The following is a 26,103-nucleotide window of genomic DNA, read 5'->3' on the forward strand; positions in this document are numbered from 1 at the left end:
GATCGAGAGAAATACGATAATTATAGAGGAAACGACTAATAAATTAGGTGTTTTTGAAAGTGTATTAAATAAATGCAAAACTCAAACTGAAGCTCTGGATATTTTTAAAAAAACTATATACTCAGTTATTACAATTTTCAAATAATATAAAACTCCTCCAAGATGAAATGAAATCCATAGCCTACTGGTTTGCAGGTTTTCTTATTTAAATTATAGCAGCAGAAGAGGCAAAGGTTGAGATGAACGCTTGTTTTGTATTATTAACTACTTCTTGGAAAATAGTTGAGTTATTGGGTAGTGATAATCGTCCAATACCGCAAGTGGCTCGGTTTTATATTAGTTTAGAATTTTTAGATGAATACCTAACAAAAGACATTACCTGTTTGTTTATTGGAAATGAGAAAGAGCGAATAGAATCAGCAAAACTGATAATCGGTTAGGCTATTGATTATCTAAACGGTTATTAAGTTCTTGAACTGACCAACTTATAATCTCCAAATGCCTTTTATCATTTTGAGGTGGTGATGAAATGGAAAATGTTAAAACTTCTAGGAATGTTGCAATTTTAATTTATGAAAATGTAGAAATTCTCGATTTTACAGGACCCTATGAAGTGTTCATTGCGGGGAGTAATAGAGGGAGAGATTTTAATGTTTTTACAGTAGCCGAAAAAGAACAACCAATTATTGCTCTAGGAAATCTTAGTATAAATCCTAATTATTCCATTAAGAATTGTCCACGTCCAGATATTCTTATCATTCCAGGGGGATGGGGTTCCAGAAAGGAAATGAAGAATGGAACAATAATAAATTGGCTAAATACAGTTGCTACAGACACAGAAATTGTATTATCTGTCTGTACAGGTGCTTTAATCCTGGCGAAAACAAATTTTATCGATGGTTTAAAACTCACGACGAATCGTTTGGCTTTTAATGAATTAAGAGAAGTTGCATCTAAATCTTCCGAACTACTGGAAGGAGTTCGATACGTTGACAATGGGAAGTTTATTTTTTCTGCTGGTGTATCAGCGGGGATGGATGCGTCGTTATACGTTATTGAAAAATTACTTGGAGAAGAACGAGCATTAAAAACAGCAACAATAATGGAATACGAATGGAATAAAAACCACAAGGATATTTTTTAATGCAATCAGTTCTTTTAATATAAAAGAAGTTTTGAAGACCAGTATTTTCTAACATAGTGATGGGGGGTTTTACGTTTATTAACATTTTGCCATTTAATGAAATATATGCTGAACCAGTTAAACAATTGGTTATTAATTTTCATTAAGAGTTTGGTTTTGACTATGATCAGTGGTTGAATGCTGACTTAGATGAGATATCTTATGTCTACGGAGGGACGCGGAGGATTTTGGATCGCAGTGGATTAATATCTCATTTAAAAATATAGGTTTACTCCAATCAAAATTTAGACAAGAGATAAAGGCAATTCTAAAACCGAAAATCGGGGGTTGGCTATGGAGATTGAAATTCGCGAAATTCGACCAAATGATTATGCTGACGTTTTATTGTTATGGAATAATGAACTAGAAAATCTCAATGTCGATATTGAAAAGATTTCCGAACGGTTCAAAAAAATGAATAAAGATGAGAATTACAAAACATTTGTCGCCTCGTTTAAAAACAAGGTAGTAGGCTTTATTACTGTGGTTCAAACAATGGCGTTGGAATACGAAATAGGATACTTAAAGATTAATGGTCTTGCTGTGCAAAATGATTTTCAGCAAAATGGGATAGGAACGAAACTCCTTGAACATGTTGAGATTTTTGCTGCAGAGAAGGGACTTTCTTGTCTTATATTAAATAGCGGATTTCAACGAACAGAAACACATGACTTCTATAAAAATAAGGGGTTTGATAGATTATCTTATTGTTTTACTAAACGAGTTTAAGTTCCATTAATATGGAAGTAGTTGACCTTCTTTGATGTAATTTCTTTTTGTGTTACAAATCTACAATATTTGAAGGACATATTTTAAAGGAGAGGTAGGTTTGAATGAGAATTCAAGTAAAACTTGCCTTAGGGAGAATCATGTATGGAAAATGAGCTATTAAAGATTTTTGATAGAGGTAGAAATCAAATCGGTATTGCCACCCGTGAGGATGTACATAGATATGGTTATTGGCACGAAGCTTTTCACTGTTGGTTTATTCGTAAAGAAAAGGGAATGGATTGTCTTTATTTACAACTTCGTAGCAATTTAAAAAAAGATTATCCTAATCTATTGGATGTAACAGCTGCTGGGCATTTACTAGCAAATGAAACAGTTCAAGATGGTGTAAGGGAAATTAAGGAAGAGATTGGGGTGGATATATCCTTTCAGGAATTAATTCCTTTGGGAATCATAGACTACTGTGTAATCAGAGAAGATTTTATAGATAAGGAAATCGCAAACGTATTTTTATATAAAAGTACAAAGTCCTTTGAAGAGTTTACTCTTCAGAAAGAAGAAGTGTCCGGAATTGTAAAAACTGAATTTAGCCATTTTGCTGACCTCTGGTTCGGTAAAAGGGAATCAATTAGGATAAGTGGATATAAAGTAAAGGATGATGGAAAGAAAGTACTGATTGATGAGAGTGTCGAGAAAAATAAATTTGTACCTCACCAAATTAAATTTTATCAGACGGTAATCGAAAAAATAAAAGGAGCCATTTAATTTGGTTTGTTTTAATTAAGAGGGCTATTCCTTAAAAGCCAATTAGCTTGCAAATATTCTGGTGCTAACTGGTGTAAACCTTTAAATACTGGTTGCAGTCTTTTCCTAATTTTACAAAAAGCCAGTTGAAGCATAACGAGTTTGGATAAAAAGTATCCAAATGTAGGACGTTTTCAATATGCTTAGAAACTAATTTAGATTAATAATAGGCCAAAATGGTTAAATGTGAGCAATCGATCTGACAACTTTTTTAGTTTCCGCAAAAGGGTAGGCTAATTCAATAATAATGTAGAATTATTAATGTAACGATACATAGAATTATCAGTCATCGTGATTGAAAGTGAGAATTGCACTTAGGCATTATTTATTTGGAACATTTCTTCAAGAAGATGCCTTGTTCTAGAAATAACGGGGTAGGTTATAGCATAGAATGATATGGTCATAGATGTGAGCCACTGTTTTTTAGCGAAGGCATTAATAAGGGAATAAAGGAACTAGAAGTTCTTAGGAAGGGGTGTGCTGAATATCAAGATTAAGAATTTTTATTATCTGATTGCAGGTGTCCTTGCCATACTGTTTGCCATCACGCACGCATGGAACGGACAATCCGTTATCTTACCGATGCTTAGTATTGAAGCCGTATCCTTAAGTACCCAGACAATATTCACGTATGTTTGGCACATCATTACGGCGGAAAATCTGATCTTCGGTATCGCTTTTATTTTCATGTCATTCCAAACCGATCAATCAAAATTCCGCTTTACCGCATGGTTGATTGTGACGATTCTGATTGTCCGATTGATGGTGATCCTTGGTGTTACCGCAATCCTTGACGTGTCAGGGGTTAGGGATACGCTTATAGATTCGATTGCCATTGTAATCTATGTTGCTCTTATCATACTCGGTACACGAATGAAGAAAAAGCAGGTATAGGTTGTAGCATTTTAATCCCTTTTGGATTTTTTATCGAACGGTGGCTTTCCGTTATAATTTTGTGTAAATTAGGTTTTTAGGAGTAGATGGAATATTCCCAAGGTTTGAAAAAAATAGATGTATTTATGTTAACAACTGCCTTGCTCAAATACTGCAGTGGCAGTTTTTCGAGTTGCGCAAATAGGAGGGGGAATAGATGGAAAAGGGAAGATTAATAAATAAAAGCGGTGAATTGCTTCAGGTTGCTAGGGAGTTTATTAAAGATAAGGAACTGATTTGTGCTTATGTAGGTGGTTCGGTAGGAAGAGGCGAAGCAGACCGATATAGCGATGTAGATTTAACCGTATTCACACAGAACGAAATAGCTACGAAAAAGGCTGATATTCTTTATAAAGGGGAAATCATTCAATTAGAGACATTACATATCAGTGAATTACCAAATAAAGAGATGATAGAAGTCTCACCTTGGGAGTTTAGGTTTTTGCTTGAAGTGACCATTCTTAAAGATGAAGAAGGAAAACTGGATAAGTTAATAAAATGGACTACTGACTATTTTCATTCAAAGAATGGCAGAAAAAAGATGATTGCACAAGCTTCCCAGATTGTTAGGGAAAGAATAACATCTGCTTCAGATTGTCTAAAGCAGCAACATTATTATTCAGCTACAATTGCTGCAATGGGTGCCTGGACAGAGGCCGGATTTTTATATTTATTTTGTCATGATGATTCACTTGCCAATGAGCGTATGCTACCCGGAATCCAACTTAGAAGTGTATCATAAATTTAAACGAGTGGCCCCATTTCAATTGAATGTGAACGTTTTAGAAGTTCAGCATATTATCAGTCGTTTCCGCAAATACCTTCGGAATAAAGGCTATTCTCAAAATGGCGTATTTGAAATCCACGATATTTTATGTGAAAGAAAAATCCAACGATTATCTAATAAAAAGGAAAAGCTGAATTTGCTGTATCAAATGTATGGTGAAGCATTATGGTTATATTTTCAAACGTCAGAAGGTCTTTCCTTTGAAAAGTATCTTGAGGAATTACCGAATGAGCTGCAGCATGATTTATCGCAAATTGGATTTATTCCTTTAGAGGAAAAAGACGTATTAGAAATATGCAGGTTAAGTGAGGTACTTTTAAGCCTATCGCATTGACATAAAAATACACAAGAATGAAAGTCTATTTCAAGAAAGAGCAAACCATTTTTAACTTGCTTTGCTCTTTTGGTTTTTCGTTTATAATATGAAAACCTGTAGTAGCTTATTGTTGATTCCAACTAGGGAGTTGCTTATACTCTAAAGATGAAATGGAATAAAGGCGCTATATTAAAAGCATTTGTCGATTCAACTCGGAGGTTGATTTAAGACGAGATATCCGAATGTAATGACTGACACTGTATGAACTTATGGTACGTCTAATTATGGAGCACACCGTTCCATTCGCTACAAGCACTTATTAAGCATCTTGTTTCATTGGAAGAGGCTAAACATATAAAAGCAAAACGTAAGGGAAAATATCGAGTCCTGATGTTTTATAACGAATCTTTAAAAGATTTACTGATGGGAGTAATTTATAAAGATCAATGTATGAGTTTTTCTCTTTAGATACAAATTGTTAAAGGAGCTCTTTAGATCGCCAATAGTAAAGGAGATAAAATCTTATGAGAATCATTGTTACCAGTATATTTGTTGAAGATCAAGACAAAGCACTAGCGTTTTACACGGAAAAATTAGGGTTTGTAAAAAAACAGGATGTTCCTGCCGGAGCTTATAGATGGATAACCCTTGTTTCTCCAGATGATCAGAACGGTACCGAACTTGTGCTTGAACCGAATGAGCATCCCGCTGCCAAAGAGTATCAAGAGAAACTATTTGCAGATGGCATCCCAGTCACAATGTTTGGCGTTGCAGATATTCACAAAGAACACGAACGATTAGTAGAAAAAGGTGTGAAATTTACGCTGAAACCGAAAGAAATGGGAGGAGTCACAATAGCCGTCTTCGATGATACCTGTGGCAACCTTCTTCAGATCATACAGCAGTAACTCGATGAACTGTAATGATAAACCAACTTTGTGTAACCCCGTCCTATAGTAGGATGGGGTTATGCTTTTATAAGTGATGAAATTCACTGGGATGTAAGTTTGTAAGTTATTCACTTGAAATTACCAGCTGTTAATATGGTAACGCTTGTTACTAGTTTAGTTTAAGAGGGATTACAAGCTTCTTTATAGAATTATAATTAGGAATGGGCTTAGGAAGGGTGAAAAAAACTTCCAAAGACTTCCGCGGAATGGTTTTATCTGGTGGTCACAAAACGACATTTCTGTAAATTAATTAGGATAATTGTACCGAAGTATGATGCAGTAGTAGTAAGAATGTATAAGCAGTTAAGAAATCCCAAGGGATATGATATCTACGTGATATAAGACATTTCGGTAATTTAGCGATTATAATCTCCTATTTAGTGTGATATATTTAATGATTTTTAATTCTTAACTAAAGAGGCGCTTGTTTAAATGCTGGCTGTCGGATGCAATCCATGGCACAACTTTTTGTTCCTTTTAAGCTTCAGTTACCAGATCATATACTTATATTATATCGAAGGTTCATCTATCGTTTGTTGAAATAGTAGGATAAAAGAAATAAATAATAAAATAGAGGTGCCAAATGAATATTTCTCAATTAGAGTTTAATAAACTCTCATATACTCAAATGACTAACCTTTTATTTACGGATATCAAGGATAATAATGAATTTGGTGATTGCATCATGGTTGTAGGTAGCAGGTCAGCGGTTCGTTATAGATTACCTAAAGCAATCGAATTATATCGCCAAGGTAGATCTAGTAAGATATTGTTTTCTGGAGGGGCTAAGTTTGAAGGTAGCGAATTAGCAGAGGCAATTCAATTAAAAAACGAAGCAGTTGCTTTAGGAGTTCCTGAAAAAGATATATTAATTGAAGACATATCATTAAATACTTTAGAAAACGTACTCGCCTCCTTATTGATACTGGATAGGGCATTTCACTTATTTAACATAAAGAGGCTTTTAGTAGTGACTAATTCCTATCATATGAGAAGATTGTACTTAACATTAAAAACATATATGCCAGGTTGGATAAAATTCACCCTTTGTCCAACTCAGGATGGTGTTACAAGTAAAGATAACTGGTTTCAGAGTGAAAAGGGAAGAATACGAGTTCAAACTGAGGTAGAGAAGATTATAAAATATGTTAAACAAGGGGCATTGGTTGACGAAGAATATGAGTTTCTTATCTAATGGGTGTATTTCTTAGTAAAGGGGATGAGCTAGAAGAATTTAATTACGTAAAATATATAAGGTTTAATGGCCGGGATAAGAGGGTTTTAATGGTGATTTCGGGTGCAATTGTGTTTGATAATGAAAATCAAGAGCAAATGCATAAAAGCGTGATGTTTATCACCTAAAACCAGGTTAGTTAAGAGAACAACAACAACTTTCTGCGTGAAGTATTTCTTGAATAAGTTATTTAACTAGAGGAGGTTTTCGTTTTGAGTTTAAAGCTCTCTATCTCAATAAAAGGAATAATATTTAATAATGAGAATGTTTTATTATTAAAAAATGAGAGGAATGAATGGGAATTACCTGGTGGAAGAATTGAGGAATACGAAAAGCCGGAGGAATGTTTAATTAGGGAAATACACGAAGAACTTGGAATACATTGTACTGTAGAAGATATAATTGATTCTTGGGTATTTGAAGTATTGGAAGGAAAGTTTGTATTTATTGTAAGTTATCTTTGTAAATGTGATGATCTTTCTAATATTTTTATAAGTGAAGAACATGAAGAATATAAATGGGTACATTTGGAGGAAATGGAAGACATTCATATACCCAAGGGATATAAAGAATCCGTACGAAAAGCCAATAGGCTAGAAATTAATAACTAGCAACAGGTTTATTTCCAATGCGAAAAATGATTCTAACAAAAAATGTGAATTGTTTTGTATCACAATCAAGGTAAATGAGTACGATTACACCAAGTATAAATAATTTCAAAGGTGATTTTATGAGTCTATTAAAGGGAAAAAAGATTCTGATTACGAGTGGAGGAACCCTTGAAAAGTGGGATAATGTTAGAGGACAAACTAATTTAGCAAAAGGTACAATAGGATGCTATATAGCGGAACAAGCATTGAGTCAAGAAGCAGAGGTCATATTTTTGCATGGTTATTTTGCAAAACTACCAGAAAATCACAAAAAAATGCACTTGCTTCAATTTGAAGGAATTTATGATTTAGGCGAAAAAGTAAAAATGATTGTCCAATCTGAACATATAGATGTTGTCATAATGTCTGCTGCTGGTTCAGATTGGGTGATTGATAAAGTATTAGATCGTAGAGGAAATCAAATTTTAGAAACTGAAAAATGCCCAGTGATGAACCCCCAATCATTCATTTTAAAAAGGCTCCCAAAATATTATCACAAATAAAAAATTGGAATCCTAACTTGTTACTTGTGGGGTTTAAGTTAGAAGATACAAATGATGCTAATTATTTAATCGAAAGGACAAATCTTCGGATGAAGACTTCCGATGCGGAATTTATGGTTGCCAATAAATCTGAATCGCTATACGGTGAAGAAGAGACTCATTATATCGTAACAAAAGATCAAAGATCATTATGTTATTCAAGTAAAAAAGAAACGGCTATGGTTTAATAAATTTACTAGTGAGCAATCTAAATTAATCGTTTTTCATGCAACTAATTTTTGCTTATACAAGAAGAACTTTTAGTAGTGAGGATAATAAAGGTAGGGATTGAACCTGATAATTTAGCAAGTTTCCCTTGCTTTAAAAGTGTTGGTTTTATGGAAGTAGGAATAGATAACGAGGGACTTATTAGCCTATCATTAAAACTTTAGAACTATCCATTTTAACTAAAGGGGCCAGAGATGGTAACACTTGTTTAAAGAACAGCAGTTTGAAAAATTTACTGGGGATTACGGTGTAGATTGCTCAATCACAAATACTGAATTATATATAAAGAGAAGTGATTACATGTTAAAATCAAAGGTTTTTCTTATAACAATACTAATATTAAGTCTATTATCCATCTTTATCGTTCAAAAAAAAGATGTGATTTTTCAAGAAGGTAACCCTATACCATTAGCTATGGCTATCTCTAAAATTATTTTTCAAAATAAAGAAATAGCAGAGGTAAAGGGAGAGGAAGCTGTGGATGGAATATATGGATATATAGTAAAACGAGGGGAGATGGAGCCATACATTGAAATGATGGAAGAAGAAGGATGGCGTTTTGTAGAAAGAAATGAGAATTCCAATGCTCTGGTCTTTGAAAAGGATGATACGACACAGAGTATTGCTTATCAATATTATACAAGGTGGTACACAATAATTTATTCTTCTTAATGAGGGTTTTGTTGACAACTAAAATCAAATTTGAAGTTACCTACCTTAATTTCTCAAACCTTTAAGGGGGATTGCTATGAAGTGTATAAGTGTTGCCGGAATACCTGACGAACAGTTACTAAATAAGATTCAAAGTCTCCATGAAAAGCTTTTTAAAGATCATGTCACATTATTAAGAAAGGCAAAAGGTAAACCGAATCTTCTTTTTACAGTTGGGATAAAGCATGGAGAAGTTGTCGGGTATAAAATCGGGTATGAAATAACCCCCGACATATTTTATAGTTGGCTTGGAGCTGTTGATGAAAAACATAGATGTCAAGGTATAGCGACTAAACTAATGACTGAACAACATTCATACTTAAAAAATAAAGGGTATAAGCTTGTCCGAACTAAGACAAAAAATAAATGGCGAAACATGCTTATTTTAAATATAAAGTGTGGCTTTGATGTAATTGGAATAGATACAGATAAACAGGATGAACCGAAAATTATTTTAGAAAAATACTTATAAATGAATTTTATGCTCGGTGTTTAAATACGACTCATAGCCCTATCTAGCTCAGTATAAGAAATGAAATTATATTAAAGTATGACTTAAGAGGAAAAGTTAGGGAGATAAAAAATGGACATTGAACAAAAGCTTTATCAAGCAGCAATCGATTTGATAGAAAGGAGATATTCTTCTGGTTGGGGTGGAGCCGCAGCAATGTATACGGAGGATGGTCAAATTTTAACCAGTGTAGCACCAGATGTGATTAATGCTTCAACTGAATTGTGTATTGAAACGGGTGCGATTCTTGAAGCGCATAAACTTAATACAAAGATTACTCATAGCATTTGTGTTGTAAGGGAAGATAAGAACGAGAAATTTATTGTTTTAACTCCTTGTGGGGTATGTCAAGAGAGACTTTTTTATTGGGGAGAAAGTGTAAAAGCCGCCGTAACTAACCCGAATGGTAAATTGGAATTTAAGACATTAAAAGAAATACAACCATTTCACTGGTTTCAAGCCTATAAAGATTAATATTCATGACATAGAATGATTGATAGGGAGAGAAAGCTTTGCTAGAAGCCGTCATTTTTGATATGGATGGAACATTATTTCAAACAGATAAAATTTTAGAAATATCACTGGATGATACATTTCAGTATTTAAGGTCAATGAATAAGTGGAGTAAAGCTACTCCTATTGATCAATATCGTGAAATCATGGGAGTGCCGTTACCACAAGTATGGGAAACTTTGATGCCCGATCATTGCAATGCAGATCGAGAAAAAACGGATGCTTATTTTCTAGAAAGATTAGTTGAAAATATTAGAAGTGGAAAAGGTGCCTTATATCCGAATGTAGAAGAAGTTTTTCATTTTTTGCAAGAGAATCACTGTTCCATCTTCATCGCAAGCAATGGTTTAACCAAATATCTCAACGCCATCGTCGATTATTATCAGTTGGGTCATTGGCTGACTGAAACATGCAGTATCGAACAAATTGAATCATTAAATAAGTCAGATTTGGTTCAGAGGATAATCAAGAAATATGGTATTACCAACGGAGCAGTAGTAGGGGATCGCCTATCTGATATACATGCAGCTAGGGATAACGGTCTGGTCTCGATTGGATGTCATTTCGATTTTGCCCAAAAAGAAGAGCTGGCTCAAGCTGATATTGTGGTTGGTGATTTGATTGAGCTAATATCCGTTTTGCCTGAATTAGCTACTTAATCAATGAGAAGAGGGAAGAGAACTATATAAAATCTTCTATTAAAACTGTTTAAGGCTCATGATGGCAAAAAACGTAATAGCCCTTTTAAATACGGCAGTTAAAGGTTCAATTTTACATTTCATGATCAGTTGGCGATAAACAGCTTATTGGTAGAGTGATAGATGCATATTTTTAGGCTCCTCCTAAAATTTATCTAATCCTTGATAAGGATGATAATGTATTCTAAGTTGAAGATCCCGCTTTTTAAATCGTACTTTTATTCTTTTCGTGGCATAATATTTACAGACAGTAATAAAAAATAAAGACCGACCATGCTAGTTATATGGAACGGTCACAATAGACCGAACCCCGACAAGAGGGGTGGGTAACTAGAGAAGTGATCCCCCACGTACCTGCTAAAGCGCATGAGGGATTATTTTTTATGGTTTTTAACGCTATTAACATCCCGAATGAAATCATCACCGTCAATGCACTAACAAATGTCCATAGGAACATCCTCCCTCCCAGGAAGTCTTCAAGAAGACTAACGGTAGGGGATAGTGTTACCGATCCCCTCATGCGAAGCCAGTCTATTATATTGACTGTATCAGAGTTTGGTCAAATAAATGTAAGCTTTTACAAAGCTTGAGATTGGCTTAGATTTATTCTGAAATTTGTTTATAGACATCGATTATTTCTTTTGAGATGCCTAGTTTATAACCTTCTGAGATATGACGAATTTGCTGATTCTCATCCAGTACATATACAATCGGCCATTCATTTCCAATTATTTTATCCTTTGCTATTGCCTGCCCAATGACATGTAATGCCTCTTCACTGGCGGTTTCTTTTAATAACATCAGGTTGTTTGGCAAATCACCTGCGGCCAGAAGTTGTTGTGCTGTTCCCCATTTTTCATTTCGAATGAAGCCGTTTATTTGGACGTCAAGTGCTTCCCACTCCGCTTTCATTTCTGTGAGCTCTCGAAGTAAGTGTTTCGATGGTTCGCGGTCTGGTTCAATCCAAATAAAGGTAGTTCCTTTTGCACCAACATTTCGCCTTCCATTTAGCTTGGTACCATCCATTGCTTCTGCCTGGTAATCCAAATTTGCCTCAGCAATTACAGGGACATTATGCACATGCTTAGGAAATTGTAGTGGTACAGTCGTTTCTACATTCGCCTTCACTTGAAAATAGCGGAAGCGAATAAGCGCTGTGCCGTCATTTAACCGAACACTGGTTGTCAGACGATAATATCCTGCGGGTAAAGGCAATTTCTGTTGCTCAGTTTCATCAAATTTGAAAAATAAAGGTTGATAGTTCCCTTTTTCAAAACGAGCAATCGTAATATTTTCTCCATACTTGGTTGGTTCTGTTGCATGTTCATCCTTTTCCCATAACACGAATCCTATCTGATCCGAGATAGCAGATTTAGTATCGATTGTACTATTACGGAATTGGACATTTTTCCATGATCCATCCATCATATATTGTGGGCGTTTATCACTTGGCTCCAGCCGTGCTGGAATGCCAATCGTTCTAGCGAGCGCGACAAATAATATATTTCGAGAGAGTGTATCCCCTTTTTTCAATTTGAAGCTTCCAACTGGCGTCGCCGATCCGCGGAAATAATTGACTCCCTCGATAACTTCGAATTCCCGCTCTAAAAAATCTACCAAGAAATGTGGATGACCTAGTACAGCTTCCACATTATCTATTCCGAATTCTTTTAGGAAATAGGAACGATAAGAGGTCAACATTTCAAAATCTACACGCGGCCGTAGAATATACTGAGCAAAAAATTCATCGTCAAGTTCAGGAAGTATGCTGTCTTTGACAATCATTGCTTGAATGAGATGATCCGCTAATGTTGGACGACATGTATCTGTTAAGTCTTTTTCGTTTAAAACTTCTAGAAGCCGCAAGCTCCATTCCTTGTATAGCTTGGAATACTCTTTTAGAAAGGCTGCTATTTCATGACTGTTTCCACGCGCTTTCTTGAGGATGTCCCATACTCTTGTTTTCGGTAAAGAGCACTCATCGGCAAGTTTATCGGCATCTTCCTCTGTTAAAAAGGTTGCTTCATAGCTCGCGCGTAAATTGACTTCAGCTTTGACTCGATCATTATGTTTTTGCCTTTCTTCCGCTGTCACATCCAGACTCACATCATTTGCCGGGGCAGAGGGGGGGACCATTTCGAAATCTACTTCAGTATCAACGGGAATCTCCTTAGTAAGGGAAATAGTGATACCGTCAGTTGTGTTGACATCAAATTTGCCAAAGCCCCATCCTTTCGCACCGTAGGCGGAAATATACACATCACCAAGACCAAGCGTTAAGGAAGCGGTTCCTTGTCCATCTGTTTCCTTCATAAGGATATTTCGTAACCCACCAAAGTTAAATAATTGAAATTGTACTTTGGCTTGGGCTGGCTGTCCTTCTTCATCTATGACACGAACTTGTATCGTTTTCGTTTCGGCGTAGAGATTCGTGAGATTAAGCTCAGAATACCAAGGATGGGCTAAAGTGATTTCCTCAGGGCCATTATAATAAGCACCCACTTTGGTATGAATCAACATTGCTCGTTTGGCTGGGGTTTCGAACCAACCTTGATTTAATTGTGGCTCAGGTTCACAAGCACCAAAGAAATACCATTTTCCATCTGCCCAAGCTTCTACCCAAGCATGATTGGAATCAGAATGGGCCCAAAGTGGCGTATACACTTGTCTAGCTGGAATGCCAATACTTCTGAGGGCTGCAACCGCCAAGGTGGACTGTTCTCCACATCTTCCTAAAGCTGTCCGAATCAATGTAAGGGGTGATACAGTTCGTGGGTCATTGCCAATATAATTCGCTTTCTCATGACACCAATGATTGGTCTCTAAAATCGCCTTCGCCATGGACAAATCTTGGACACGAGGATAAATTTCATCAAAAAAGACTCCACGTATATCTTCAATATTCTCATTGTTGATCCTATAAGGAAGAATAAAATGCAGAAAGAGTGAGGGTGGTACATGTTCCCCCCAAGGTACAACATTTTGAATATGGAAAGCTTCTCTTATATGATTCAATAATAGTGCACCATCATAATCAGCTAAATCATTTAACGGCATGTATGCAAGCAAATATTTTAAAGCCAGTTCCTCATCCATTGTCTGCGCTTCGTTCAAGCTGCCGAATAATTCTCTTTCCTTTTCCTTTGCTATTTCTCGTTTGTATTGAAGTTTTTCTTCCATTTGCCATTTCGTTTCATCATCTAGTATCATCCAGCGTGTTTGCTGATTCATTTTGCCGACTCCTCCCATACTCTACCATCTTCACGAATATACATTCTTTTTTGTCCATCTGTAGTTTTGACAGAGGCAAGGAATGTGCGTGAAGTGGTTTCAATCTCCCAGTCAACAGGCAACTGCTCATGTAATTCATCACTAATATCGGTGGTAAAAGAATCATGTTCTGCGAAATAGTTTCTCTCCCAATAATAAATCTTCCGAAGTTGCCACTTTTTCTCTTCATCCTCTGGGATCATCGGAAGTGGTTGATTTTCTGTATCCGTAAAGAAAACATATCCCCATAATTCTGGGTAATGCATGTTGATCACACCTTGAGGTGACCAGACCCAGTTGTCCTCAGGATATGGTTTAGCTGTTTCAAATTCATAATAATGATGGGTATCGCCATCGGGGTCGATAAAAATCTCGAAATCGTTATCATGAAAAATAACAGAATCTCTTTCTGTCAATGTTGCCCAAATTTCATCTTCTATTAATTCTGCTCCGAAATAAAAATATTCATCATCCCATAGCATTTTTACACGTGTTTGTTTATGAGGAAGGGGTCTCATTTCTCCTTCAATATCGACAAAGGCTTCACTCCAAGGAGCTTGTTCCCAAAAAGATTTATCAAGCCTTCCATCTAGTTCAGGTTTTTCGGACGTTTTTTGACAAAGGTAGCGATTTGGTGCATAAGTCTGAATTGTTGGTTCTGGTACAGCACTTTTCAATACAACACACCCTTTTAAAAAAATAGAATTATTTCTTATTAAATGGATGATTAGATTATATGAAATTAATCATCTATGGATTCCATCTTCTTTATGTTATAACATTATGGAGAGAAAGTGAAAAATTTTAAAAAAGTGTCTGTTAAAAAAGGAGGAATAAAATGATAAATTATCGAGTCGTAGGTTATGCTGGTGATGCTTCTTTGCCAGATATAAGGGAAGGGGATGCCTTGAAATTAACCCACTTGAATGTCGCTTTTGGACATGTGAAAGAAGATCAAATTCACATCGATCATTTACAGAATCTTGATCAATTAGAAAAACTAAAACGCGTAAACTCTGAACTTACCATTCTACTATCTGTTGGCGGATGGAGTGCTGGTGGATTTTCTGAGGCCGCTTCCACATTCAAAGGGAGGAAGCAAATGGCCGAAAGTGCTGTTATGATCTTACAAGAGCATTCCTTTGATGGCATTGATCTTGATTGGGAATATCCTTGTTATAGCGAAGCTGGAATCGCCTCATCTCCTGCTGATAAAGAAAACTTTACAGCTCTTTTACAAGAATTAAGGATGGCCTTAGACTCACTTGAGAAAGAAACAGGGCAATACTATCTTTTAACGATTGCAGCTGGGGCAGACCAATATTATATAGATGGGACGGAAATGAAAGCGGTTGAGCAGTGTGTGGATTATGTTCAGCTAATGACTTATGACATGCGTGGGGGCTTTCAAACTTTGACGGGACATCACACGAATTTATACACACCCACGGGTGATTTATTTAGAATCAGTGTGCAAAAGTCAGTTGAATTATTCATCGAGGCTGGTGTTCCACGAGAGAAGCTTGTCATCGGGGCCGCTTTTTATTCGCGGATGTGGAAAGATGTTCCCAATCATAATCAGGGGTTACATCAAATGACCGCTAGTTTTGGGGGATATGGACCCGATTTTTCCCAGCTTGTGGAAAAATATATTAATAAAAATGGATTTACTCGTTTTTGGGATGATGAAGCCAAAGCTCCCTATCTCTTTGATGGCAGCACATTTATTACATATGATGATGAAGAATCGCTTCACCATAAGGGGAAATATGTAGTAAATGAAGGACTTGGCGGCATAATGTTTTGGGAATACAAATGTGATGTAACATATCGTCTATTAGAGATCATATATCAATCTTTAAATTAATGATATCGATAACAGTGTAATTTGATCATTGGACGAAAGAAGCGGGAATCATCTGACCTAGAATAATAGGATGATTCCCGTAGTAAACGATACAGTCGAGAAATGTCGAAATATTTATTTGACTATAACTAGCGAAATATGTAAATATTTAATTAGGTCTATCTTCCTGGTTTCCCCTTCATTTATTCTCCGAAATGAAAGCCTATTCATTTGTGAAAATCCTACAAATTATGACAATCGAACCTTTCCTAAGCTAAAAACTATTTTAAAAAGGAGGGATTTTATCAGTGGGTCATGATATATATTCATATAACGAAAAAGGAGAAATATTACAGCAAGTAAGTTTTACTGCAGGAGATTTTTATGCCCCTTGGTTTTACGATCTATTTGATGCACATCAATATAATGGAGGAGTAAGTGGCATAGGAGCGACTCTTATGCTAACACCTTCACAGGTAGAAGAAGCTTTAGAAAGATTTATGCAAATAGCGGACCATGCCTTTTTATATAAGAACAGCAGAGGGGAGATCTTTGACTTTCAGCAAAAAGCTATTTTGAAATTTATCGAGGACTGCTTGGATATCGCCCGCAAAGAAGGTGCGGTGAAAGTAGCCTTCGCCTAATAGAAACCCTCTCGTTAATACACTCAAACTAATCTCAAACACCAATTAATGAAAAATGAGAATAAATGTAGGTTGGAAGATAGACTTGCATAAAAACTATCCGCGCAAGAGATTAAACTAAGATAATTGCAAGTTAATAGAGTCAATTTCATAATTGCTTATTGATGATCAATACACGAACGTTATTGTTAAAAGAGATTGAATTGTTAGTCCATGTATTTCCTTACCTTAGTTGATTGGAGCGGAAGGTGGCGATTCCTGGGGGATTAGCGTGACAGGTGGAGATCTCGCAGGACATAGCGACGAGGAAGCTCACCGCACGCTCCCCGGAAAGCGTCCATCTGAAGCGTAAAACAACGTTGTTCGGATTTGAATGCTAAAATCTCTATTCTGAAATTGATTCAATATATTTAAAATCTGCTAAAGGCTTTTATTTCCTATTTTTACAATACATATAAAGGTGGAAGATTTAATGAAATGCTCTCTCTCATTGTTGCAATGGATAAGAACAGGGTGATAGGCAGACACAATGATATACCATGGAGGATTCCAAATGATTGGGAATATGTAAAAAACACTACACATGGACACCCAATCATACTAGGGAGAAAGAACTTCGAATCAATAGGAAGGGCCTTACCTGATAGAAGGAATATCATTCTAACAAGAAATAAGGAATTTTATAAAGCTGGTTGTGAAATCGCAAATTCAGTCAAGGATGTATTTAGACTATGTGAAAATGAAGGGGAAATTTTTATTTTTGGTGGAGAAGAGATTTATAAGCTATTTCTGCCATTTGTTCAAAAAATGTATATCACGTTCATACACCATGAATTTGAAGGTGATACATTTTTCCCTGAGATTGATTTCGAGGCTTGGAAAGAGATTTCTGTGAAAAAGGGAATTATGAATGATAAAAACCCTTATCATTATTATTTTCAAGTGTATGAAAGGGAGAATGGCAATAATCATAAACATATCGTCTAATAGGGAGGCAAACATTGGATAGAATTCAATATATTCGTAATGAAGAGAAGAAGTATCACGATTTTTGTTATGAGAACTATTTATTATTTGCGGAAGGCTCTTGGTTGAATAAACCAGCCCAAACCGTCATTGATTTATTGCCATTATTGAATCAGAATGATCGCTTAACTGTTCTCGACTTGGGTTGCGGAGTGGGGAGGAATAGCATTCCGATTGCTGAAGCGATAAAAACTCAAAATGGCCGAGTAATTTGTGTTGATTTACTAGACTCGGCATTAAATAAACTAAGAGAATATTGCCGAGAATATCAAGTTGAAGAAGTTATTCAAACGGAAAAGGCAGATATCAGCAATTATAAAATAACAGCAAATAATTTTGATTTCATCATTGCGGTATCATCACTGGAACATATCCATTCAGAAGAAACCTTTCACAAAGTCGTTCAACAAATGGCAGAAGGGACGAAAAGCAACGGAATCAACTGTCTTATTATCAATTCCGAAGTCCAAGAAATTGATTTAGAAAACAATCAACAGTTAGAAGCCTTAATGGAATTAAATCTCCCTACAGAAGTGATGATGAATAAGTTAAGTGGTATCTATGCGAACTGGGAGGTATTACAGTCGATTGTCAAACCATTAAAATACAAGATTACTAGAGATGAAAAACCAATATTATTAAAAACAAGGGCGATAACGTATGTTGTGCGGAGGAATGAATTGAATAACCTATGCTGCACTAAATAACATAATGGTTAGAATTCAATAAACATAATAATTTTCGACTAATAAACGGAAAATCATTAGAATACAATTGTTTTACAGATAAATGAAAACAAATCATTCGAGTGTCGTCTCACTATAAGGAACAAAGATATTGAAACCTTCAATCTTTATATTCGATCAGTTCACTGCTCCAGCTTTACATCATCTTCTCTATTCGATAATGGCGGTAATGGGAAATCGAAATATAAATAAAAGGAAAAAGGGGCTTCCTAATGATGAATCCATTTAATTCAACTTATAATATCTCTTATTCCAATATTGGAGTAGAGGCAGAGATTGATCGACTTAAGGCACAAGTTGAAATGAGTTGGGAGAAGGAATTTAGAAATCTGAAATGGTTGGGACTGTCAAATGGGATGAAGATTTTAGAGGTTGGATGTGGACCAGGATTTGTTACGGAGAAACTTGCTGAAGGCTTACCGCAAAGTAATATTTCAGCATTAGACATTGATAAAAACCTATTAGCTACAGCAGAGCAACGATTAAATAAAGTAACGAATACAAACGTTGAATTTATCCATGCTTCTGTGTATGATACAGGTCTTCCTGAACATGAATATGATTTTGTTATTGCCCGATTAGTCTTTCTTCATCTTTACGAGCCGAAGAAAGCGGCTATAGAAATTTTTAAAGTATTAAAGCCAGGCGGCAAGCTTGTGATCATTGATATCGATGATGGGATTTTTGGTGTAGTCGAACCAAAAGACGAAAATTTCCAGTCTGTTATCGATAAGTTCATCACCATGCAGGGAATAGCAGGGGGGAATCGTGAAATTGGACGTAGTTTACCCCGATTACTCAAAGCTACAGGATTTTCTCATATAGAAATGGATACCATTTCTATGCACAGTGATTTAGTTGGCATAGAAGGTTTTAAAGAGCAATTTAATCCCAAAAGATTTGAAGCATTTTACCATTACGGCTATTTATCTAAAGATGAGTTCCGAAGTATTGGGAAAGTCTTTGAAAATTTGCAGGGAAATCCAGATTCATATGCCTTAATGTTTTTATTATTGGCTTGTGGAACGAAACCCGTAACTGTTGATGATTAAAATCCAGTTATTCAGAATAGGGGAGAATACATTGAAATGTCTACTATTATTTGGCCCACAGGCTGTTGGAAAGATGACAGTCGGGCAGGAGCTTGCAAAAATTACGGAGTTGAAATTATTTCACAATCATATGACGATTGATTTGCTTGAACCTCTTTTTGGATTTAGCCCGGAGATGTGGCGATTAACGACCTTATTCCGCGAAGAAGTTTTTAAAGCATTTGCTCAAGGTGAACAGTACGGGATGATCTTTACATTTGTATGGGCTTTCAATCAAGAAACGGATTGGGAATTTGTTGAAAAAATTACTCGTATTTTTCGTTCAGAAGGAGCTGATATATACTTCGTTGAACTTGAAGCAAATGTAGAAGAAAGGCTTAAACGGAATCAAACTCCGAACCGCCTTGAACAAAAACCGACAAAACGAAATATTAAACAATCAGAAGAAAATTTATTGAGTAGTATGGAGACACATCGGTTAAATTCAGAAGCAGGAGAAATAAAAGAGGAAAATTATTTACGGGTTGATAATACGAAACTAAGTGCGACAGAAGTAGCAAAGATGATTCAACAGCGATTTTATTTATAGACATGTTTATATGTGTAAAAACACCTTTGATAAAACAAAAAGGTGTTTTTTGTATGAGGCTATTTTATTCCTAAGCGCATGCGATAGCTAAAAAGGATGTCTTGCGTTTGACTAGCGAAAGCTTCTTGGACATGATCTTGAAAAGCTTGAATTTCCTTATGTAAATCATCTGCCCCTAGTTTTAATGCTGTCTGTAATCCACCTTGGCTTAAAGCAATATTAGCATAACGGTTAGCCTCACAGCGTTCCCACTGATGGAAAACAATTTCCTTAGAAAATGAAAAAAGCTGAGACTCGCGAATTTGTTGTAGATGTTTGTTTTTATCCCATTTAAAAGCTAGTTGCTCGGCTGGTGCAAGTTCGATTACACGCGCTTCAGCAAGGGCAATCAGGGTATGATAATGCTCCTCCACTTCTTTTGTAAAGGTGGGGGGCCAGTCGCAATCATAGGCGGCAAAGACTCCACCATCACGCAACACACGAGCAAATTCCCGCAATGTTGGCTGTGGATCCATCCAATGGAACGATTGAGAACAGGTGAGAATATCGACTGAATTAGAATCTAACTCTAGCTGATCAGATATTCCCTTTACAAACCGTAGATTTTTTGGCCTCTGCTGGGATTGCCAATGAGAGATAGCAGTTTCGCGCATATCATCATTTGGTTCTACTCCGATAATATCTTTCGCTTGGTCTAACCAAATGAAGGAAGATAATCCAGTTCCACAACCGACATCTACGACACGATTAGGTGCATCTGTTAAATATCTCGTTAAAATGCGGACAACATCAGCTGGAGGGACAGGACGGTTTTGATCATAAAATTGGCTGTAGCCCAAAAAGCGATCTACATTATTGGCACGAATATCCTGCAAAACTTTTCATCCTTTCTTGATACCTAATGTTGTTCTGATTATAGCACATATAGTTTTAGAACATTTAAAAAATATACAGGCACAGCCTGTCTTTTTCAATTGTTAAACTATTCTAAAAGGTGATCATTTGATAAAATAAAGAAAGAACCATTCCTATTAAAATTTTAGTTTTGGAAGCTTTAGTAAGAAGATTTTCGGAACACATCAAGCTAAGACACAATCAGAAGAAGATTTAGGCAAAGGCCATGCGGGCTACCGAGGCGAACAGAATCTAGATTACCAACGCCATCTTCACATTCAGAACCACCATTAGTTTTTCGCGATCTTCGCTTATCCATTTCAAAGCAAGCCTGTTTCCAAATGATTTTAACTCCATACTGTCTCCTATTCTAGCCCCCCTTTTCCCTACCCAGGGAGTGGTGTAATTTTACCTAGGATTACGATCAGTGAGAATTCCATCGTTGTGGCAGATTTTGTCGTGACAAAAGGTTGTCCCCCGACACAAAAGTGGCAGGAAATCCTGTGGAAAATTTATTGGTTAATGAGGGAATAAACAGATTTTTGCTTAAAAGGACTATTAATTTACTTTATGTACGACGGGAAAGAAATGGTAAGAAAAAGATGTCTTGCCTTCCTAGATTTTGAAGAAATGTTCCTTTTTGGAAAGGCTATCTTAATAATAGGAGTTGTATAATCGATGAAACAAAATAAATATAATGATCCAAAATTCTTTTCTGCCTATGAACAAATGCCACGGTCAGTGAAAGGACTTGAAGGTGCTGGGGAATGGCATATCGTAAAAGAGCTAATGGGGGATCTAAAAGATAAAGATGTCCTCGATTTAGGCTGTGGCTTTGGTTGGCATTGTCGTTATGCTCGTGAGCAGCAAGCACGTTCTGTTATAGGCGTAGATATATCCGAAAGAATGATTGAAAAAGCGAGCGAAATGACAAATGATCCTTCTATATCTTATAAGAGAGTGCCCATTGAGGATATTGAATTTTCTAACGCTCAATTTGATATTGTCATTAGCTCATTAGCTTTTCACTATATTCAGCCGTTTCAAACAGTCTGCGCCAAAGTTTATAATTATCTCAGATCTGGTGGCAGTTTCGTTTTCTCAGTTGAACATCCGATTTTTACTTCTCGGAATGAACAGGATTGGTATTATGATGATCAAGGGAATCGTCTACATTGGCCTGTTGACAACTATCAACTAGAAGGAGTGCGTGAAACAAACTTCTTGAATGAAAATGTGACAAAATACCATCGTACGATTTCAACCTATATGAATGATTTAATTTTATCGGGTTTTACGATAAAAGCTGTGAAAGAATCCGTTCCTTCTGATGACATGTTAAAAGACCCGGAAATGAAAGATGAAACCCGCAGACCGATGTTTTTAATGATTGCGGCTGAAAAAGAACATAGCTGATGATCAAGAAGAAGATCTGCTCTATATGATCGGGGTCTTATTCATGCCTGATTTTTACGAGCAGATAATACATAAAAAATGATCTAGAAGTAAAGAGAAGCAGATGAGAAAACAAAAGGAGATAGAAAATGAGGTTACAAGAAATCATTGGAATTTTGAAAGAGAATTTTACTTTAGCCTTAGGCGCAGTCATAGTAGTAGGGATTTGCTTTTTTCTTGGGTATGTCATTGTGTATAGAAAACTTATGGGCGGGAAGAAGCGCCTTTCCAAAAAACAGCTGCTTCTTACCAGTTTATTTATTGGCTATTTTATGATGGTGATAGGTGTGACTTTCCTGAATAGGAATTCACATTATCCAGGTGGGGTGAATTTAGCTTTTTTTAGTTCTTACCAAGAGGCTTGGAATAGTTTTAGTGTTAGAGAATGGCAGTTTCTGTATTTAAACATTTTGATGTTTGTGCCATTTGGAATCCTTCTCCCGTTATGGCATGCTCGTTTTCGAAAAGCAAGGTGGACCATTGGGCTGGCGGCAGTATTTACGCTTTCCATTGAAACTTTCCAACTTCTAACAGGATTTGGTGTTTTTGAGTTGGATGATCTATTTAATAATCTTTTGGGTGCGATTATTGGTTATGGAATTATTATGGGTATCCTGACGATTAAAGACAAAGGGATCAAGCACACTTTGTTCTATTTTTCTCCTATATTAATAGTGGTGCTCCTTTCTGGCGGTATGTTTGCCTATTATTATACGAAGGAATTTGGAAACCTTGTCATTGTGCCGAATTATAAGACAAATATGGCTAATGCGACGATCACGAATGATGTGCAGCTTGATGATGAAAGAAAAAACGTTCCGATCTATCAGGCGCCAAGCTATACAAAGGCTTCTGGAGAGGAATTTGCTGTCGACTTTTTCAAGAGACAGCATCATGATACAGGGGATATGGAGGTTACAGTGTATCCAGACGAGGGGATTTATCAGATTCAAGGATATAGTATATGGTTTCAATTTTTAGATGGAGGTTATCGTTTTACGGACTTCTCAAGCTTGGATGCTAAACCAAAAGATACGGATGAAAAAACATTAAATGCAAGCGTAACAGCATTCGGTATCGATATCCCAGTAGAAACCGATTTTCAAAAAGTCGAGACAGGCATATATGAATGGACGGCAGATAAAATAGTCAACGGAAATCAGCTTATAGATGGTTATTTAAATGTACAGTATTATAACGATGATACAGTGAAGTACATGGACAATCAAATGATCACCTATGACAAGGTAAAGGATGTCCAAATAAAAAGTGAACAAGAAGCATACGATGAAATTTTAGCAGGTAAGTTTAAATATTACCCGGAGAATAATCGGCTCGAAACCTTACATATTAATCAGGTGGAAGTCACCTATTATTTAGACTCCAAAGGTTTTTATCAACCTGTTTATGCTTTTCAAAGTATAATTGATGGCAGGGACATGACGATGTATATTCCGGGGATGGATTAAACAGACCTCAATTCCAATATGTTATGATTTCCATAAGAATGGACGAAAAAGGATGTTTATAAGTGAATAAATTCGTTATAGGTGTTGCTTCTGTCATAATAATTGGCTTATCGATCTCTACCTTTTATTATGAAGGTACTCGTAAGGAAGGACCTCAGCTTTGGAGTGAGCAATCGCCTCAATTGGCAACAGAGGATGACCAAACGGAAACATTACAGCCGATTTATACTGATGAACAAATAGGATATTCTCTGCAGAATAATCAGTTACAAATTACGTTTGATCAGGGAGTAAATTGGGTGAATGTTCCGGTCGAGCTCGATCAACTTTTTTCAGGTGAATTTAATGGGAATAGGGAAGAATTAATCGAACATAGTTATATTTTAAATGAAAAAAGGACGGCATTTTTATATTCAGAGGGCTTAGCTGAAGTTGGTAAAAGAGTTGTTTATATTTATTCAACTGATCAAGGTCAGAATTGGGAAAAAACGATCGTAACAGAACCCTATCCATCGATGCGTTTCCGGAAAGTTGCTTTTCTAAGTGATAAATTTGGCTATATTATTGTTTCCGGTGATCGAACGATGTCCCAGGAAATGTCAAATGTATTTTTGACGTATGATGGAGGGAGAATTTGGAAAGAAACAAACCGATCTGGTGTGACGACTTTACTGTCGGATGGTGGATTTATTGATGAAAGGGTTGGTTTCTTATCCTTTTCCTATATAAATCCTCTAGAGCCTATACTGTACGTAACAGAAGATGCCGGGAATACATGGGAATCCGCTACAATCGATATTCCCGAGAAGTACCTTGAGATCTTCGTCACGGCAGAAATGCCTTATAAGGAAAACGACCATTTGGCTATGTTATTGAATCAAGGGCCGAATGGGGATTATCTTGGTGGCAAAGTAAAAGGAAAATTCATTTCAAATGATGGTGGAGAAAATTGGGAGTTTGCTATGGAGGTCGATCCAGATAAAGAAACGTAGAAACGGAAAGAATATCGGCTGGATTTCCTTATTCCTAGCGATCGGTTTTTTCTGCTTGCAAATGGGTTTTTTACTTGTTCAGAATCGATTTCAGGTTGAATATGTAGATGATCGACTATTTTATTTTATTAATATTGTGTGTGTACTTTTTCTAGCCAGTGCTCTTTTATGTTTTATAACAATTTCGAAAAAGTGGAAATGGCTAGGAGCTACAATTGTGATTATTTTCGTAATGGTGAATGTCTTTCTACTTGTGAAACATAATCAGGAAATTCAAAATTTCACACGTTTATCTGCTGACATGAACCATATTTTATCGCTAAAGCAAAATAAGGAAACAGGGGAAGTCATTTATTATCGGTCCATCTACGGAATGTTGGCTCGTCCAAAAGAAAAACTACCTGGTAAAATAGCCGGAACTTCGAAAATAAAATGGCTAGAAAATGATATTGCTGCCATTACTTACAGGACAAGAGACCAAAAGCTACAACAATTTATTGCTACCTATGGAGATCGAGGCAGTGGATCGTATTATTATGTGGGGGCAGAAATTTATGGACAGTGGCATGGGAATGGCGCGACAGTCATCGGTGACACGAATGGGATCACGGTAATAAAGGACGGCAAAACAGAGTTGTTTGATTGGGATCATGTGATCCAGTATGGCACATTGGCTATTGTCCTAATGGAAAATGATGAGGCAGCTTGGACAATCTCTTTAAACCAGAATTTCAGAATTCATTCCGAGGGCCCACCGTCTGGGGAAATTCGTTTATACCAAGCAACTATGGAGAAAAACAAACCGATTACTTTATTAAATAGCCGAGAAAACTTGTGACTTCGTCATGGCATGTATCATTTGCTATGAAGGTTATCGCATTATGTTTTCCGGACGATAATCCGAGTGCCTGACTTTTATATAACTCTATGAGTCTCAAACTATTTTATAAAAAGATCTCTCACCGCTTAATTTTCTAACGAAAATTTGAAGTGGGAGCTTCTCAGTTCCACGAGGAAAGTAACCTCCCATCTCCCTGAGCGTTGCTTTTCGCCGTTCCAGCGGTAGATGTTCGACAGTTTCAGAGGTTCTTTCGTTACCTTGGATATTTTATGCACAGAAGGACAACTTGGTTTTCGTATATTTGATTCTCTGACTATCCTTATATATCCAGTTATCAAAGAACGCTTGTACTTGTTATATCGTATTTTTATGAATAGTAAGTAATGTTGGCTTATGCCAACCGAAAGTTCATCTCTCCCTTTTCGTTGGGCTACGCCCTACACACGATTGAAGATGGAGATTTACGGAAATCTGTTAAAAATAGAATCAT

Annotated in this window: 27 protein-coding genes and 2 pseudogenes; 26 read left to right on the plus strand and 3 right to left on the minus strand. The window is 36.3% G+C overall.

Going from position 1 to position 26,103, the window contains the following annotated elements; all coding sequences use genetic code 11:
- Positions 1-529 precede the first annotated feature (529 nt).
- From J2Z23_RS14870 to J2Z23_RS14940, 16 genes and pseudogenes are all read left to right on the plus strand, one after another.
- Positions 530-1,144 (plus strand): DJ-1/PfpI family protein, encoded by a 615-nt coding sequence (locus J2Z23_RS14870; protein WP_209974381.1) that lies wholly within the window; start codon positions 530-532, stop codon positions 1,142-1,144.
- Positions 1,145-1,477: 333 nt separating this feature from the next.
- Complete coding sequence (locus tag J2Z23_RS14875; protein ID WP_057988014.1) at positions 1,478-1,912, plus strand: GNAT family N-acetyltransferase; 435 nt, start codon at positions 1,478-1,480, stop codon at positions 1,910-1,912.
- Positions 1,913-2,056: 144 nt separating this feature from the next.
- Positions 2,057-2,677, plus strand: coding sequence for an NUDIX hydrolase (locus J2Z23_RS14880; protein WP_057988016.1), 621 nt, complete (start codon positions 2,057-2,059; stop codon positions 2,675-2,677).
- A gap of 516 nt (positions 2,678-3,193) precedes the next feature.
- A complete protein-coding gene (locus J2Z23_RS14885) occupies positions 3,194-3,610 on the plus strand; it encodes a hypothetical protein (protein WP_174517097.1) in 417 nt (138 codons plus the stop codon).
- Between the two features lie 196 nt (positions 3,611-3,806).
- Positions 3,807-4,391 carry a nucleotidyltransferase domain-containing protein gene (locus tag J2Z23_RS14890; RefSeq protein ID WP_209974383.1) on the plus strand — a complete coding sequence of 195 codons (585 nt, stop codon included), beginning with the start codon at positions 3,807-3,809 and terminating at the stop codon, positions 4,389-4,391.
- The gene (locus J2Z23_RS14895; protein WP_209974385.1) at positions 4,381-4,770 is read left to right on the plus strand and encodes a hypothetical protein; all 390 of its coding nucleotides are present in this window, start codon (positions 4,381-4,383) and stop codon (positions 4,768-4,770) included. Before J2Z23_RS14890 ends, J2Z23_RS14895 begins: the two co-directional genes overlap by 11 nt.
- A gap of 147 nt (positions 4,771-4,917) precedes the next feature.
- Positions 4,918-5,220: pseudogene (locus tag J2Z23_RS22360) on the plus strand (transcriptional regulator).
- A 56-nt stretch (positions 5,221-5,276) separates the two neighbouring features.
- Positions 5,277-5,660: a VOC family protein gene (locus J2Z23_RS14900; RefSeq protein ID WP_057988020.1), complete on the plus strand. Its 384-nt coding sequence runs from the start codon at positions 5,277-5,279 to the stop codon at positions 5,658-5,660.
- 625 nt (positions 5,661-6,285) lie between these two features.
- On the plus strand, positions 6,286-6,897 hold the full coding sequence (locus J2Z23_RS14905) for a YdcF family protein (RefSeq protein ID WP_057988022.1): 612 nt from the start codon (positions 6,286-6,288) through the stop codon (positions 6,895-6,897).
- Entirely contained in the window at positions 6,897-7,064 is a 168-nt protein-coding gene (locus tag J2Z23_RS14910; RefSeq protein ID WP_209974387.1) for a hypothetical protein, read from the plus strand. The genes J2Z23_RS14905 and J2Z23_RS14910 overlap by 1 nt, the downstream gene beginning before the upstream one ends.
- A gap of 84 nt (positions 7,065-7,148) precedes the next feature.
- Complete coding sequence (locus tag J2Z23_RS14915) at positions 7,149-7,547, plus strand: NUDIX hydrolase (protein WP_057988023.1); 399 nt, start codon at positions 7,149-7,151, stop codon at positions 7,545-7,547.
- A 119-nt stretch (positions 7,548-7,666) separates the two neighbouring features.
- Positions 7,667-8,316: pseudogene (locus J2Z23_RS22810) on the plus strand (phosphopantothenoylcysteine decarboxylase domain-containing protein).
- 340 nt (positions 8,317-8,656) lie between these two features.
- Entirely contained in the window at positions 8,657-9,028 is a 372-nt protein-coding gene (locus J2Z23_RS14925) for a hypothetical protein (RefSeq protein ID WP_057988093.1), read from the plus strand.
- Positions 9,029-9,104: 76 nt separating this feature from the next.
- Positions 9,105-9,539 carry a GNAT family N-acetyltransferase gene (locus J2Z23_RS14930; RefSeq protein ID WP_057994954.1) on the plus strand — a complete coding sequence of 145 codons (435 nt, stop codon included), beginning with the start codon at positions 9,105-9,107 and terminating at the stop codon, positions 9,537-9,539.
- Positions 9,540-9,650: 111 nt separating this feature from the next.
- Positions 9,651-10,052, plus strand: a complete 402-nt coding sequence (locus tag J2Z23_RS14935) for a cytidine deaminase (protein ID WP_057988027.1) — start codon at positions 9,651-9,653, stop codon at positions 10,050-10,052.
- A 38-nt stretch (positions 10,053-10,090) separates the two neighbouring features.
- On the plus strand, positions 10,091-10,750 hold the full coding sequence (locus J2Z23_RS14940; RefSeq protein ID WP_209974389.1) for an HAD hydrolase-like protein: 660 nt from the start codon (positions 10,091-10,093) through the stop codon (positions 10,748-10,750).
- Between the two features lie 642 nt (positions 10,751-11,392).
- Here the strand turns inward: J2Z23_RS14940 and J2Z23_RS14945 are convergent.
- A complete protein-coding gene (locus J2Z23_RS14945; protein ID WP_209974391.1) occupies positions 11,393-14,020 on the minus strand; it encodes a transglutaminase domain-containing protein in 2,628 nt (875 codons plus the stop codon).
- Positions 14,017-14,736 carry a carbohydrate-binding family 9-like protein gene (locus J2Z23_RS14950; protein ID WP_238482789.1) on the minus strand — a complete coding sequence of 240 codons (720 nt, stop codon included), beginning with the start codon at positions 14,734-14,736 and terminating at the stop codon, positions 14,017-14,019. The genes J2Z23_RS14945 and J2Z23_RS14950 overlap by 4 nt, the downstream gene beginning before the upstream one ends.
- Positions 14,737-14,897: 161 nt before the next feature.
- Between J2Z23_RS14950 and J2Z23_RS14955 the strand changes: the two genes are divergently transcribed.
- The 6 genes from J2Z23_RS14955 (at position 14,898) to J2Z23_RS14980 (ending at position 19,962) form a co-directional block, all read left to right on the plus strand.
- On the plus strand, positions 14,898-15,926 hold the full coding sequence (locus J2Z23_RS14955) for a glycoside hydrolase family 18 protein (RefSeq protein ID WP_209974393.1): 1,029 nt from the start codon (positions 14,898-14,900) through the stop codon (positions 15,924-15,926).
- Positions 15,927-16,213: 287 nt separating this feature from the next.
- Complete coding sequence (locus J2Z23_RS14960) at positions 16,214-16,549, plus strand: hypothetical protein (RefSeq protein WP_057988036.1); 336 nt, start codon at positions 16,214-16,216, stop codon at positions 16,547-16,549.
- 477 nt (positions 16,550-17,026) lie between these two features.
- Positions 17,027-17,536 carry a dihydrofolate reductase gene (locus J2Z23_RS14965; RefSeq protein ID WP_064468458.1) on the plus strand — a complete coding sequence of 170 codons (510 nt, stop codon included), beginning with the start codon at positions 17,027-17,029 and terminating at the stop codon, positions 17,534-17,536.
- A 14-nt stretch (positions 17,537-17,550) separates the two neighbouring features.
- On the plus strand, positions 17,551-18,282 hold the full coding sequence (locus tag J2Z23_RS14970) for a class I SAM-dependent methyltransferase (protein ID WP_064468457.1): 732 nt from the start codon (positions 17,551-17,553) through the stop codon (positions 18,280-18,282).
- Positions 18,283-18,533: 251 nt separating this feature from the next.
- Positions 18,534-19,373, plus strand: coding sequence for a class I SAM-dependent methyltransferase (locus J2Z23_RS14975; RefSeq protein WP_238456174.1), 840 nt, complete (start codon positions 18,534-18,536; stop codon positions 19,371-19,373).
- A gap of 31 nt (positions 19,374-19,404) precedes the next feature.
- On the plus strand, positions 19,405-19,962 hold the full coding sequence (locus J2Z23_RS14980) for a DEAD/DEAH box helicase family protein (RefSeq protein ID WP_057988042.1): 558 nt from the start codon (positions 19,405-19,407) through the stop codon (positions 19,960-19,962).
- Positions 19,963-20,021: 59 nt separating this feature from the next.
- Here the strand turns inward: J2Z23_RS14980 and J2Z23_RS14985 are convergent, their stop codons facing one another.
- A complete protein-coding gene (locus tag J2Z23_RS14985) occupies positions 20,022-20,837 on the minus strand; it encodes a class I SAM-dependent methyltransferase (RefSeq protein WP_057988044.1) in 816 nt (271 codons plus the stop codon).
- 697 nt (positions 20,838-21,534) lie between these two features.
- On the opposite strand from J2Z23_RS14985, the gene J2Z23_RS14990 reads away from it, so the two are divergent.
- The 4 genes from J2Z23_RS14990 to J2Z23_RS15005 all read left to right on the plus strand — a co-directional run bounded on the left by J2Z23_RS14990 (position 21,535) and on the right by J2Z23_RS15005 (position 25,610).
- Positions 21,535-22,272: a class I SAM-dependent methyltransferase gene (locus J2Z23_RS14990; protein ID WP_057988046.1), complete on the plus strand. Its 738-nt coding sequence runs from the start codon at positions 21,535-21,537 to the stop codon at positions 22,270-22,272.
- A 128-nt stretch (positions 22,273-22,400) separates the two neighbouring features.
- Positions 22,401-23,780, plus strand: a complete 1,380-nt coding sequence (locus J2Z23_RS14995; protein ID WP_209974395.1) for a VanZ family protein — start codon at positions 22,401-22,403, stop codon at positions 23,778-23,780.
- Between the two features lie 62 nt (positions 23,781-23,842).
- On the plus strand, positions 23,843-24,772 hold the full coding sequence (locus J2Z23_RS15000; RefSeq protein ID WP_064468455.1) for a WD40/YVTN/BNR-like repeat-containing protein: 930 nt from the start codon (positions 23,843-23,845) through the stop codon (positions 24,770-24,772).
- Positions 24,717-25,610 (plus strand): hypothetical protein, encoded by an 894-nt coding sequence (locus tag J2Z23_RS15005; RefSeq protein WP_238482790.1) that lies wholly within the window; start codon positions 24,717-24,719, stop codon positions 25,608-25,610. Before J2Z23_RS15000 ends, J2Z23_RS15005 begins: the two co-directional genes overlap by 56 nt.
- Positions 25,611-26,103 lie beyond the last annotated feature (493 nt).

Origin of the sequence: Lederbergia galactosidilytica, from assembly GCF_017873565.1 — a bacterium.
Classification (GTDB): Bacteria; Bacillota; Bacilli; order Bacillales; family Bacillaceae_C; genus Lederbergia; species Lederbergia galactosidilytica.